Below are 12,150 nucleotides of genomic sequence, written 5' to 3' on the forward strand. Positions count from 1 at the left end.
TTCCGTTATCCACTCACGGCATCGAAGCCGGCTTCTTCCTCGATCACCACGCTCGCCGGCAGCCACACGACCGTCCGGAACGCGCGAAACGCAGCGCCCTGACCTTCATCAATGAACTGCATCTCGATACGGCCACCTTCCCGCTCGACGAACGCCCGCACCGCATCCATGCCGACACCGCGCCCCGACACCTCCGTCACGTTCTGCGCCGTCGAAAATCCCGGGCGGAACACGAGTTCGGCGAGGGCTTCGTCGGCGGGAATCGTCGCCGTATCCAGCCAGCCGCGCTGCAGCGCGTGCTCGCGGATCTTGTGCAGCGCGAGACCGCGGCCATCGTCGCCGAGCGTGATGCGCAAATCATCGCCGTGCATGCGTGCATCGACATGAATCGAGCCCGCCGCCGGCTTGCCCTGCGCCATCCGTTCTTCCGCCGTCTCGATGCCGTGATCGATGCTGTTGCGCAAAAGATGCGTGAAGACATTGGCGAGACGGCCCGCCAGTTCACCGCCGATACGGCAGCCGTGATCGGTCACGCTCACGCGCGGCGCGGGCTTGCCGAGTTCCTTCGCGAGCGAAGGCAGCGAGCCGATCGGCGCATCCAGTGCATCGCCGATGCTTTCCGTATCGAGCACCCGCAACATGCGATGCAGCGAAGCGCGCACGGCGGCGAGCGCCTCTGCGTCGTTGGTATCGGCGGCTTCGAGCAGCTCGATGTTCTTCTGGATGAACTCGCGATCGATCCCGCCCTGTCCCGCCGATGTCTTGCGTCCCAGGCTCACTTCATTGACCGTCGCATAGCTTTGCAGCGCCGCGCGCACGCGCTCCAGGTCGGCGATCAGTTCGTCGCGATTCCAGAGCGTGTCGCCGCTGTCCTGGCGGATCGCGTCGTAGCGTTGCTCGGTGTCGTGCACCACGCTCGTCAGATGCTGCAGGCTATAGGTGCGCGCGTTGCCCTTCACCGTATGCATGTTGCGGAACAGTTGTGCGACCGCTTCCTTGCTCGGAATGTCATGTTCGCGAATGATGCGCTCGTTCTCGCCGACGAAGCTCGCCGCGCTCTGCATGAAGCGCTCGAACTTCTCCTGGCTGATGGCGAGCACCTCGCCGATCATGTCGAGCCTGCGGCGTTGTTCGCCCGCCTCGGCGGCCAGCGCCTTCAACTCGGTGACGTCGCGCACGCACAGCATGAGGCGCACGATCACGCCTTCCTCGTTCGTGATGGCGGACCAGCTCAGGTCGAGCACCTTCTTGCGGCCGTCGCCCATGTCCTTGACGATTTCATCGGCAAGCAGATGCCGGTTGAAGTCGAAGTTCATGATGTCTTCGCCCAGACAGGCATCGATGGCCGCGCCCTGCTGATCCAGCGTATCGCTGCCGAGATCCGTAGCGCCGAACACCACATCCATCACGCGCAGGCCGGCAAGCTGATCCGTCTCGAAGATTGCTTCGAGGAACGCCGAATACTCGGGATGGATCGTCGCGCCCGGCACCACGGTGAGAATGCCTTGCGGCATGTTCTGCAACATCGCCTGGATGTCGGCGGTGCGCTGCTTCAGTTGCTGCGAGCTTTCCTGGATCTTCTCGATCATGCCGTTGAACGCGACGATCGAATGGCCGATCTCGTCCATGCGTTCCACCGGCACGCGGCGCGTGAAGTCCTGACTCGATGCAATCTCGCTCATCATGATCTGCATGCGGCTGAGCGGCAACGAGATCTGCCGGTAGAGCAGCACGCTGATGCCCACCAGAATCAGCACGGCGACACCCATGGCCGCGGCGATGATGACGCTCGTCGTGGCGAGCGCGTCGTTCAGCGTGCCGATGGCCGCGTCCTTCTCGCGATTCTTCTCGATGCGCAGCGTCTCGACAATGCCCTGAAGCTCGTCCTTGTACTGCGCGACGTTCGCGAACAGGAAGGCCTGCGCGAAGGCGCTCTTGCCTTCCGCCTGCATCTGCTCGGTTTGCTTGATGGCGTCGAAGTAGTTCGCGAGGCTCTCGCGCGCCTGCACGACGAGGCCCTTTTGCGCGGTGCTGTTCGCGGCGCGCTCCTGCACGTCGAGCGCTGCTTTCAAGGTGCGCTCGCGCTCGGTCAACAGCTCGCGCGCCTGCGCGGCGATCTGTGCGTCCGGTGCGTAGACCAGCGTCATCGTCGCGATCTGTACGTCCTTGACTTGCGCGGCGAGATCCGCGGAGGCGAGCGCACTCGGCACCACACCTTGCGTCACCTGATGCACTTCGCTTGCGCTGTCGTGAGTCCGCTTGACGGCATAGCCGCCGATTGCCGTCAGTGCCAAAAGCATGAGCACGACGAGCAAGGCAATACGCTGCCTGATGGTCATCTGTGAATCCCCGTTTCGTTGCAATACAGGCCGCTTGTAGCGACCGCCCGTCTGGTCTGACTTTTATGTGTTCGGGCGCGGGGATTATTGGTTCTGGGCGTGACAGGTGCGTGACACGCGGCGCATCGGCATAAAAAAAACGGCCACCGGTCCGAAGACCGATGGCCGTATGTCTGCGCTTGCTGCTTCTACCGTTACTCTTCGCTTTTTAGCTGCGGCAGCGCCGAGGCTTCGCCCGGCGTCAGCAGGCCAACCTGCGAGTAGATGCGCAGCTTGTCGCGCGTATCGGTGATGTCGAGATTGCGCATCGTCAACTGGCCGATACGGTCACGCGGCGAGAAGGTCGACGCAACCTTTTCCATCGAGAGACGTTCCGGCTGATACGTGAGGTTCGGCGACTTCGTGCTGAGCAGCGAGTAGTCGTTACCGCGACGCAGTTCTACCGTCACTTCGCCGGTGATCGCGCGTGCGACCCAGCGTTGCGCCGTTTCGCGCAGCATGATGGCTTGCGGATCGAACCAGCGGCCCTGATACAGCAGACGGCCGAGACGGCGGCCATTCTCGCGATACTGCTCGATCGTGTCTTCGTTATGGATGCCCGTCACGAGCCGCTCATACGCGATGTACAGCAGCGCGAGTCCCGGCGCTTCATAGATGCCGCGGCTCTTCGCCTCGATGATCCGGTTCTCGATCTGGTCGCTCATGCCGAGACCATGACGGCCGCCGATACGGTTCGCTTCCAGCAGCAGTTCCACGGCATTCGGGAAGGTCTTGCCATTCAGCGCGACCGGCTGGCCTTCTTCGAAGCGGATGGTGACTTCCTCGCGGTCCACCTTCACGTCGTCACGCCAGAAGGCCACGCCCATGATCGGATTAACGATGCGGATGCCGCTTTCCAGGCTTTCCAGATCCTTCGCTTCGTGCGTGGCGCCGAGGAGGTTCGAATCCGTGGAATAAGCCTTTTCCGCCGACATCTTGTACGCGAAGCCCGACTGACGCATGAACTCCGACATCTCGGAGCGGCCGCCGAGTTCGTCGATGAACTGCTGATCCAGCCACGGCTTGTAAATCTTGAGATCCGGGTTCACGAGCAGACCGTAGCGGTAGAAGCGCTCGATGTCGTTGCCCTTGTAGGTGGAGCCGTCGCCCCAGATGTTGACGCCGTCTTCCTTCATCGCGGCGACGAGCATCGTGCCCGTCACGGCGCGGCCGAGCGGCGTGGTGTTGAAGTAGGTGACGCCCGCCGTCGAGACGTGGAACGCGCCGCTTTGCAGCGCGGCGATGCCTTCGGAAACCAGTTGTGCACGGCAGTCGATCAGGCGCGCACCCGCTGCGCCATATTCGGTCGCGCGGCGCGGGATCGAATCGTAGTCGTCCTCGTCGGGCTGGCCGAGATTCGCGGTGTACGCGTACGGCACGGCGCCTTTCTGCTTCATCCAGTGAAGCGCGGCGCTGGTATCGAGACCGCCGGAGAATGCAATGCCGACCTTCTGGCCAACGGGGACACTTTCGAGAATTGTGCTCATGAGCAAATACCGTCTAAATCGACAAAAGGAAAACGTGGTCGGACTGCCGAGTATCGGCGAAGCACCGACAGATGACAAGTTTGCCGGAAATGGTTTAAGAACCGGTCGGTAGAAACTACCTCGTGCCGCCGGTTCCTGAATGACGCCCTACTCGGCCAGCTCGGCAGGCTCCGGAAACAGCGCGATGAAATCCAGCATCTGCTCGCCCAGCAGGTTCACGTGCGCGGACATGGCCTTGTCGGCGGCATCGCCGTCACCGCGTTCGATGGCGCCGATCACCTGCTCGTGCTCGTCCACGGTATCGAGCCGCCGACGCACCTTCTGCGTGACCATCTTGCGGTAGATCGACACCCGGTTGCGCAGGCCGCGCGTCTGGTCGGCGAGAAACTCATTCTGGCTCGCCTCGTAGACGATCTCGTGGAAGCGCCGGTTGATCTCGTAGAACGCATCGACGTGGTTCGAATCGAGCGTCTCGCGCAGTTCCGCTTGCGTGTCGCGCAGACGCTGGATCTGCTGCGGCGTTGCCCGGCGCGCGGCGAGGCGCGCGCACAGGCCTTCGAGTTCGGCCATGACCTGGAACATTTCGAGCAGCTTGCGGGCCGAGAGCGCCGCCACCATGGCGGGCTGGCGCGGCCGCATCGTGATCAGCGCTTCCGACGCCAATTGGCGCAGCGCCTCGCGGATCGGCGTGCGCGAACATTCGAATCGCTCGGAAAGCTCCGTTTCTTCCAGCCGCGACCCGGGTGGCAGTTGCCCCGACAGGATTTCGCGCTCAAGCGTCGTCAAAATCTCGTCCGCTCGGGTGGTCATGTGTATCTCCAGAACCCATTGCCTGTATTTCTTGCGGGCTAGATTGTCGCATGAAACGGTGCCCGAGCCGTCCGTAAAGATGCCTTGGGCGGGCCTCACCGGATTTCGGCGCGCGCCGCGGCGCGAGATGCTGCTTCAGCACCGCGTCCAGGATCTCGACGAAGCGTCGCGCCGCGTTCGAGAGCGGCTCGACGTGCGAATACACGAGGCTCGCCGTCAGCCGGTGCGAGCCCTCCGCGCGCAGGGGCACGACGTCGAGCGCGTCGCGCATGGCGTCGTCGATACAGAACGGATCCACGATCGCCACGCCCACGCCTTCCTTCGCCAGCGTGCAGGCGCTGATGGCCGAGCGCACGCGCACCACCGGCTCCGGCCTGCGCTCGTTGCTGAACACCGTGCCGACAATGCGCCCAAGCGGCGTGTCGTGTTCATAGTCGATCCACGGCAGCGCCGCGATCTGCTTCGGCTCGAGCACGCGCCGCTTCCCAAGCGTGCCCTTGCGCGCGACGCACAGCACCTGGCCGCTTTCCATCGGCACGGTGACGATGTTCGGATGCTGGACCTCGAACATCGACACGCCGATCGTGCCCTTGCCGAACAACACGCGCGGCACGAGGTGATTGTGGGTGAGCGGCTCGAACGAAACGGGCAGTTTGCGGAACTCGGCATGAAAGCGCGCGATGGCGAGCGGCACCAGATGCACGCCCAGACTCGGACTGCACACGACATTGAGCGTGCCGCTCGACCCGTCCGAGAGCGCGCGCACGAGATCGTCCACCCGTTCGATGCCTTCATACGCCCGCATCACTTCCTCGAAGATGCGCTTGGCTTCCGGGGTCGGATACAGGCGTCCGCGCGTGCGCTCGAACAGCAGGAAGCCGAGCCGGCGCTCGGTCACTTGCAGCACGCGGCTCACCGACGGCTGCGCCACGTACAGCGAGCGCGCCGCCTCGCTGATGGAGCCGGTCATCATGATCGCGCGGAAGACCTCGATCTGACGCATGCTCATCGTGCGGGAATGGGGAGAAGCGTCGTCGTAGTTCATTTCTCGTGAGCATCGGTGTGGCGTTGGCCCGGCAGTTTAACGCGCCCGCCGGGCAGCCATGCATTGCGTCTATGGGGTACCAAATTTGGACTATTTCACAGCGCGAAGCGCCGTTGATATCGTGGGAATCAAGTTGGTCTATTCACGTTTTCTTGGCGCCGAGTCATGTCAGCTCCCATCTATTTCCTGAACCCGAACGGTCTCGCCGATGTCACGCGCGACATCGAGCGGACCGTCCGCGCCCTGCGCGCCGGCGACGACGCGCCCGTCGCGTTCGACACGCTGCACGCCGTGCCGGGCGGCATCGTGACCCAGCGGGATGCGGACCGCGCCGCCGTCGCGGTCGCGGACTTCGTCGAGCAGCACGACGCGCATGCGGCAGGCTTTGTCATCGCCTGCTTCAGCGATCCGGGCCTGCACGCCGCCCGCGAAATCACGCGCCGGCCGGTGATCGGCATCGGCGCGGCGGCCATGGCAAGCGCGCTGGCGCTCGGCTCGCGCGTCGGCGTGATCGCGGCCAGCACGCGCGGCATGCCGCGCCACTGGCGGGCGTATCATGCTGCCCGCATCGGTGCGGCGGTCGCGGGCGAACGCGCGGTCGGACTGAGCGTCGAGGAATCGGGCAACCGTGCACTGGCGCTCGACAAGCTGATCGCGACCGGCCGCGCCCTGTGCGAAACGGACGGCGCCGACGCCATCGTGCTCGGCTGCGCCGGCATGACGCCCTTGCGTGCCGAACTCGAAGCGGCGCTCGGCGTACCGGTCATCGATCCGTGTTCGAGCGCCGCTTCTCTGGCCTTCGCGGTGTGCCGCGAGCGGGGTGACGCATGAGCGACATCGGAGCGCCGCTGCCGCGGCTGGGCGTGCTCGGCGGCATGGGTCCGCTCGCCACGGCGGATTTCCTCGTCAAGCTGATCCAGGCGACGCCCGCCGCGTCCGATCAGGAACACATGCCGGTCATCGTTCACAACGTGCCGCAAGTGCCCGATCGCAGCACCGCGTTTCTCGCCGGTTCGGATGCGCCCTGGCCGCATCTGCTCGACGGCCTGCGCACGCTGGAACGCGCGGGCTGCTCGGCGATCGCCATTCCCTGCAATACCGCGCACGTGTGGCATCAGCGGCTGGCGGAAGCGAGCACGCTGCCTGTGCTGCATATCGGCGAAGCGGCGCTGGCTGCGCTGACGCGCCGCTATCCGCGGGCACGGCGCGTGGGCATCCTGGCGACGGCCGCGACGCTCAAGGCGCGCATCTATCACGATCAACTCGTGGCGCGCGGCATCGAGGCCATTGAGCCCGATGAGGCCATGCAGGCGATGTATGTGTCGGCGGGCATTGCGGCGGTGAAGGCCGGCCGGCTCGACGACGCCCGCGCGCTCTTGTCCGCTGCGGCGGACGCGCTGGTCACGCGTGGCGCCGATGCGCTGCTGATTGCCTGCACGGAAATCCCGGTGGCGCTGGCCGGCGCCGCCTATCATGCGATCGACCCGACCGACGCGCTCGCGCGCGCCTGCGTCGACTGGTGGCTCGCGGCGCGCGCGGACAACGCGCAACTCGCCGCGCAACCCTGAATTTTCAAGCGGATGACAGTTTATGCAGCAGTTTGATCTCACGATACGCAACGGCCGCGTCGCCTCCGACGAAGCGGTTTTCGAAGCGGATGTCGGCATTGTCGGCGACCGTATCGTTGAAGTGGCGCGCGGCCTGCCCGCCGGCAAGCGCGACATCGACGCCACCGGCAAGTACGTGCTTCCGGGCGGCATCGATACGCATTGCCACGTCGAGCAGCGCTCGGGCATGGGCATCATGGGCGCCGACGACTGGTACTCCGCAAGCGTCGGCGCGGCGTTCGGCGGCACGACGATGATCGTGCCCTTCGCCGCGCAGCATCGCGGCCATTCGCTCAAGCAAGTAGCGGAAGAGTACGCGGCGCTCGCCACGGCGAAGTCGGTCATCGACTGGAGCTATCACCTGATCGTCTCCGAGACGGACAAGAAGACGCTGCAGGAAGATCTCGTCGAGCAGATCCGCAAGGGCATCACGTCGTTCAAGGTCTACATGACCTACGAGCAGCTCAAGATCGACGACTATCAGATGCTCGACGTGCTCGCGCTCGCCGCCCGCGAACGCGCGCTCGTGATGGTGCACGCCGAGAACAACGACGTGATCCGCTGGGTCTCGCAGAAGCTGCTCGAAAACGGCCGCAGTGCGCCGAAATATCACGCGACGAGTCACGTGGCGCTCGCCGAGGCCGAAGCGACGAACCGCGTGATCCAGCTCTCGAAGCTGTTCGACGTGCCCGTGCTGATCGTGCACGTGTCCGCGCGCGACGCGCTCGCGACCATCGGCGCAGCGCAGCGCATGGGCGCGCAGGTGTATGGCGAAACCTGTCCGCACTACCTGCTGCTGACCGAAGACGCAATGGACCTGCCGGGCGTGGAAGGCGCAAAGTATTGCTGCAGCCCGCCGCTGCGCGACGCGGATGCACAGGAAGCGCTGTGGACGGCGCTGAAGGATGGCGTGCTGCAAACCGTGTCGTCGGATCACGCGCCCTATCGTTTCGATGAAACCGGCAAGCTGCCGCACGGCGACGCCACCACCTTCAAGCAGATGGCCAACGGCATGCCCGGCCTGGAAGCGCGCCTGCCGCTGCTGTTCTCGGAAGGCTTCGTCAAGGGCCGCATGACATTGCCCGAGTTCGTCGCATTGAGCGCGACGAATCACGCGCGCATGTACGGCATCGCGCCGCGCAAGGGCCTCGTGCAAGCGGGCGCGGACGCGGACATCGCCGTGTGGGACCCGCAGCATCAGGTCACGCTGACGGCCCCGGCGCTGCATGACCGCGTCGGCTACACGCCGTATGAAGGCATGACGGTGACCGGCTGGCCGCGCACCGTGATCAGCGCGGGCCGGGTGATCGTCGATGACGGCGTGCTGAATGCGCAGCCCGGCAGCGGCCGCTTCGTCCCGCGCTCGACGCCGCTCCCCTTCCAGAACGAACGGGAAATCTCGGCGCGCGGCCAGTTCTTCCGCGCACTCGCCGACGGCAACGCCGAAGGCCACGCCGGCTTCGGCTACACAGACAAGCACTGAAACCGCATCACACAAGGAAACAGGAAGTCATGAGCAAGTCACGCAAAATCGGTCTCGCGGTCGCGCAAATGGGCCCGGTCCATCTCGCCGACGATCGTCAGGCCGTCGTCAAGCGCCTGGTCGACATGCTGAACGAGGCCAAGGCCCGCAGCGCGAAGTTCGTCGTGTTCCCGGAACTGGCGCTCACCACGTTCTTCCCGCGCTACTGGATGAGCGAGGAAGCGGCCATCGAACGCTTCTTCGAACGCTCGATGCCGAATCCGGACGTGCAGCCGCTCTTCGACGCCGCGCGCAATGCGGGCATCGGCTTCTATCTCGGCTATGCGGAACTGACCGCGAAGGGCGAGTGCTTCAACACGGCGATCATCGTCGATGACAACGGCAAGATCGTGTCGAAGTATCGCAAGACGCACCTGCCGGGCCATTCGGATCACAAGCCGGACGCACCCTTCCAGCATCTGGAGAAGAAGTTCTTCGAAGTCGGCAACACGGGCTTCCCGGTGGTCGAGACGATGGGCGCGAAGCTCGGCATGTGCATCTGCAACGACCGCCGCTGGCCGGAAACCTGGCGCGCGATGTCGCTGCAAGGCGCGGAACTCGGCGTGCTCGGCTACAACACGCCGTCGCTGAACATCCACTGGCCGGAGCCGGTGCATCTGCGCATGCACACGCATCTCGTCTCGCTGCAGGCGAGCGCCTATCAGAACGCGATGTGGATCGGCGCCGCCGCGAAATGCGGCAAGGAAGACGGCTTCCATATGATCGGCGGCTCGGTGATCGTCGCGCCGTCGGGCGAGATTGCCGCGCAGAGCGTGAGCGAGGAAGACGAAGTGATCTTCGCGAACATCGATCTCGCACTCGGCGACACCTTCCGCGAACACGTCTTCAACTTCGCGAAGCATCGCCGGCCGGAACACTACGGGCTGATCGTCGAGCGCACCGGCGCAGGCGAGCCGCTGCCGCACGATCCCGACGCCATCAACTGATGCGTCCACGAGGAGACCACTCATGAACCAACCTCTCGACCACACGGCCGAGGGCGCGCGCGGCGCCCCGCCGAAGTCGATCTTCGGGCCGCCGCACGTCCGCGCGCTGGTCGCGTCCATTTCCGGCTACGCAATGGACGGCTTCGACCTGCTGATCCTCGGCTTCATGCTGAGCCTGATCTCGGCGGACCTCGGCCTGACCTCGGCGCAAGCCGGCTCGCTCGTGACGTGGACGCTGGTCGGCGGCGTCGCGGGCGGCATCGGCTTCGGCATTCTGAGCGACTATCTCGGCCGCGTGCGCGTGCTGACCTACACGATCCTGCTGTTCGCCGTGTTCACCGGGCTGTGCGCGTTCGCGCAGGGCTATCACGACCTGCTCGCGTACCGCTTCGTCGCGGGCCTCGGGCTGGGCGGCGAGTTCGGCATCGGCATGGCGCTCGCCATCGAAGCCTGGCCGGCTGAAAAGCGCGGCCGCGTCTCGTCGTACGTGGGCATGGGCTGGCAGATCGGCGTGCTGATCGCCGCCATCGTCACGCCGATCCTGCTGCCGCATATCGGCTGGCGCGGCATGTTCCTCGTCGGCCTCGCGCCCGCCGTGCTGTCCTTCGTGATCCGCAAGGCGATCGGCGAGTCCGAGATCTTCATCGAGAAGGCCGCCCGCAAGCGCCACGAGTTCCCGCTCAAGACGCTGTTCCGCGACCGCGAGACCACGCGCCGCAGCATCGGCATGATCATCATGTGCTCGGTGCAGAACTTCGGCTACTACGGCCTCATCATCTGGATGCCCGGCTATCTGACCAAGGCCTTCGGCTTCACGCTCGCGAAGTCGGCGACGTGGACGGCGGCCTCGATCCTCGGCATGCTCGTCGGCATCTGGATCTTCGGGCAGCTGGCGGACAAGATCGGCCGCAAGCCGACCTTCGTCATGTACCAGATCGGCGCACTCGTGATGGTGTTCATCTACTCGCGCATGACCACGCCCGAGGCGCTGCTGATCGGCGGCATGGTAGTGGGCATCTTCGTGAACGGCATGATGGGCGGCTACGGCGCACTGATGGCCGAGCTCTATCCGACGCATGCACGCGGCACCGCGCAAAACGTGCTGTGGAGCATCGGACGGGCCGTGGGCGGCTTCGGACCGCTGGCCATCGGCGCGGTGGCGAGCTACTACTCGTTCGGCATCGCGATCGCCGCGCTGGCGTGCATCTACGTCGTCGATGTCATCGCCACCCTCACGCTCATTCCGGAGCTGAAGGGCGTCGAGCTCGAATGATGTAACTTCTGGAGGCGCGCCGCCGTGCGCGCCTTCAGCGCCGATCCGCGCGCATCTCCCGCACGCCGTGTCCGAGCTTGCGGCGCAGCAAGGTGCGCAGGGTCGCGGAATCCGCATACCCCACCTCACTCGCGATCTTCTCCAGATCGCATCCCGCCGACAGGAGCTGCCGCGCGCGCTCGATCCGCAAATCCTGAAAGAATGCCAGCGGCGACTTGCCGAGCACCGCCTCCGTGCGCCGTTGCAAGGTGCGCGGCCCGACGCACAGCGCGCTCGCCGCGTCATTGAGCGAGAAGCCCGCTGAAAGGTGCTCGCGCGACCAGCGTTCGAAACGCGCGATCAGCGGGTCCGCATGCGCGACGTAATCCGGCACGATGTAATGCGCCTGCGATGCGCGCTGATCGATCAGCAGGAAACGCGCGACCATCGTGGCCAGTTCGGGGCTGGCCTGCCGCACGAGCCACAGCGCGAGGTCGAGATGACCCATCGCGGAACCCGCCGTCACGACGCGCCGCGACGCGACCACCATGCGTGAATCGTCCAGATCGACTGCCGGAAAGCGCTGCCGGAACGCGGGCGCGAGCGACCAGGTGGTCGTGGCCATGCCGTGATCCAGCAAACCCGCCTCCGCGAGCACGAAGGTACCGGTACACGCTGCGGCAATGCCGATGCCTTGCGCATGCCAGCCGCGCAGATGGCCGATCGTTTCGCGCACATCGGGGCGCGCCAGTGCAGCGAGCAAGGACTCCGGCTGCTTGGCGTTGAGCGCGGGCAATACGACCCAGTCCGGCTGGCGCACGTGCGCGACCGGTTCGGGCTGTGTGGAGAAGCCCAGCGCCGTGCGCACGCGCCGCCGCACGCCGACCAGGTTGAAATCGAATGGAGCAGCCGTGCTGCCCTGCGCGGCGGCCAGCTCGTTGGCCGTGCCGAGCGTGTCCAGCAGCGCGGCCAGTCCGGTATCGAACACGCCATCGAGCGCCAGGATGGAAAGTCGCATGTCGCAAATGATGTCGATAATGTCATTTGCGACTATATTCCGCGCGTGCCCGGACGTCTAGACTGCGAAGTATTCCAGCTCGAT

At 65.2% G+C, this 12,150-nt stretch carries 10 protein-coding genes; 5 read left to right on the plus strand and 5 right to left on the minus strand.

What is annotated here, in order from left to right:
* Positions 1 to 5 precede the first annotated feature (5 nt).
* The 4 genes from QCE83_RS20695 to QCE83_RS20710 form a co-directional block, all read right to left on the minus strand.
* The gene (locus QCE83_RS20695) at positions 6 to 2,339 is read right to left on the minus strand and encodes an ATP-binding protein (protein ID WP_309815130.1); all 2,334 of its coding nucleotides are present in this window, start codon (positions 2,337 to 2,339) and stop codon (positions 6 to 8) included.
* A gap of 194 nt (positions 2,340 to 2,533) precedes the next feature.
* Positions 2,534 to 3,865 carry an argininosuccinate synthase gene (gene argG, locus QCE83_RS20700; protein WP_309815133.1) on the minus strand — a complete coding sequence of 444 codons (1,332 nt, stop codon included), beginning with the start codon at positions 3,863 to 3,865 and terminating at the stop codon, positions 2,534 to 2,536.
* Positions 3,866 to 4,012: 147 nt separating this feature from the next.
* On the minus strand, positions 4,013 to 4,675 hold the full coding sequence (locus QCE83_RS20705) for a GntR family transcriptional regulator (protein WP_309815137.1): 663 nt from the start codon (positions 4,673 to 4,675) through the stop codon (positions 4,013 to 4,015).
* Positions 4,638 to 5,720, minus strand: coding sequence for a LysR substrate-binding domain-containing protein (locus QCE83_RS20710; RefSeq protein ID WP_309815138.1), 1,083 nt, complete (start codon positions 5,718 to 5,720; stop codon positions 4,638 to 4,640). Before QCE83_RS20710 ends, QCE83_RS20705 begins: the two co-directional genes overlap by 38 nt.
* A gap of 165 nt (positions 5,721 to 5,885) precedes the next feature.
* Between QCE83_RS20710 and QCE83_RS20715 the strand changes: the two genes are divergently transcribed.
* The 5 genes from QCE83_RS20715 to QCE83_RS20735 are packed head-to-tail and all read left to right on the plus strand — an operon-like array spanning position 5,886 to position 11,069.
* Positions 5,886 to 6,551 (plus strand): aspartate/glutamate racemase family protein, encoded by a 666-nt coding sequence (locus QCE83_RS20715; RefSeq protein WP_309815141.1) that lies wholly within the window; start codon positions 5,886 to 5,888, stop codon positions 6,549 to 6,551.
* Positions 6,548 to 7,288, plus strand: a complete 741-nt coding sequence (locus QCE83_RS20720; protein WP_309815144.1) for an amino acid racemase — start codon at positions 6,548 to 6,550, stop codon at positions 7,286 to 7,288. The genes QCE83_RS20715 and QCE83_RS20720 overlap by 4 nt, the downstream gene beginning before the upstream one ends.
* A gap of 22 nt (positions 7,289 to 7,310) precedes the next feature.
* Positions 7,311 to 8,810, plus strand: coding sequence for a dihydropyrimidinase (hydA, locus tag QCE83_RS20725; RefSeq protein WP_309815148.1), 1,500 nt, complete (start codon positions 7,311 to 7,313; stop codon positions 8,808 to 8,810).
* A gap of 29 nt (positions 8,811 to 8,839) precedes the next feature.
* The gene (locus QCE83_RS20730) at positions 8,840 to 9,796 is read left to right on the plus strand and encodes an N-carbamoyl-D-amino-acid hydrolase (RefSeq protein WP_309815151.1); all 957 of its coding nucleotides are present in this window, start codon (positions 8,840 to 8,842) and stop codon (positions 9,794 to 9,796) included.
* Positions 9,797 to 9,818: 22 nt separating this feature from the next.
* Positions 9,819 to 11,069 carry an MFS transporter gene (locus QCE83_RS20735; RefSeq protein ID WP_309815154.1) on the plus strand — a complete coding sequence of 417 codons (1,251 nt, stop codon included), beginning with the start codon at positions 9,819 to 9,821 and terminating at the stop codon, positions 11,067 to 11,069.
* 34 nt (positions 11,070 to 11,103) lie between these two features.
* Here the strand turns inward: QCE83_RS20735 and QCE83_RS20740 are convergent, their stop codons facing one another.
* The gene (locus tag QCE83_RS20740) at positions 11,104 to 12,066 is read right to left on the minus strand and encodes a helix-turn-helix domain-containing protein (RefSeq protein WP_309815157.1); all 963 of its coding nucleotides are present in this window, start codon (positions 12,064 to 12,066) and stop codon (positions 11,104 to 11,106) included.
* Between the last annotated feature and the right edge of the window lie 84 nt (positions 12,067 to 12,150).

This window comes from Caballeronia sp. LZ034LL (genome assembly GCF_031451215.1).
Lineage (GTDB): Bacteria > Pseudomonadota > Gammaproteobacteria > Burkholderiales > Burkholderiaceae > Caballeronia.

Excerpts from the sequence above, each read along its gene's own strand:
- QCE83_RS20710 (WP_309815138.1), bottom strand. The coding sequence starts at position 5,720 with ATGAACTACGACGACGCTTCTCCCCATTCCCGCACGATGAGCATGCGT.
- argG (WP_309815133.1), bottom strand. The coding sequence starts at position 3,865 with ATGAGCACAATTCTCGAAAGTGTCCCCGTTGGCCAGAAGGTCGGCATT.
- hydA (WP_309815148.1), top strand. The coding sequence starts at position 7,311 with ATGCAGCAGTTTGATCTCACGATACGCAACGGCCGCGTCGCCTCCGAC.
- QCE83_RS20705 (WP_309815137.1), bottom strand. The coding sequence starts at position 4,675 with ATGACCACCCGAGCGGACGAGATTTTGACGACGCTTGAGCGCGAAATC.
- QCE83_RS20735 (WP_309815154.1), top strand. The coding sequence starts at position 9,819 with ATGAACCAACCTCTCGACCACACGGCCGAGGGCGCGCGCGGCGCCCCG.
- QCE83_RS20740 (WP_309815157.1), bottom strand. The coding sequence starts at position 12,066 with ATGCGACTTTCCATCCTGGCGCTCGATGGCGTGTTCGATACCGGACTG.
- QCE83_RS20720 (WP_309815144.1), top strand. The coding sequence starts at position 6,548 with ATGAGCGACATCGGAGCGCCGCTGCCGCGGCTGGGCGTGCTCGGCGGC.
- QCE83_RS20715 (WP_309815141.1), top strand. The coding sequence starts at position 5,886 with ATGTCAGCTCCCATCTATTTCCTGAACCCGAACGGTCTCGCCGATGTC.
- QCE83_RS20730 (WP_309815151.1), top strand. The coding sequence starts at position 8,840 with ATGAGCAAGTCACGCAAAATCGGTCTCGCGGTCGCGCAAATGGGCCCG.
- QCE83_RS20695 (WP_309815130.1), bottom strand. The coding sequence starts at position 2,339 with ATGACCATCAGGCAGCGTATTGCCTTGCTCGTCGTGCTCATGCTTTTG.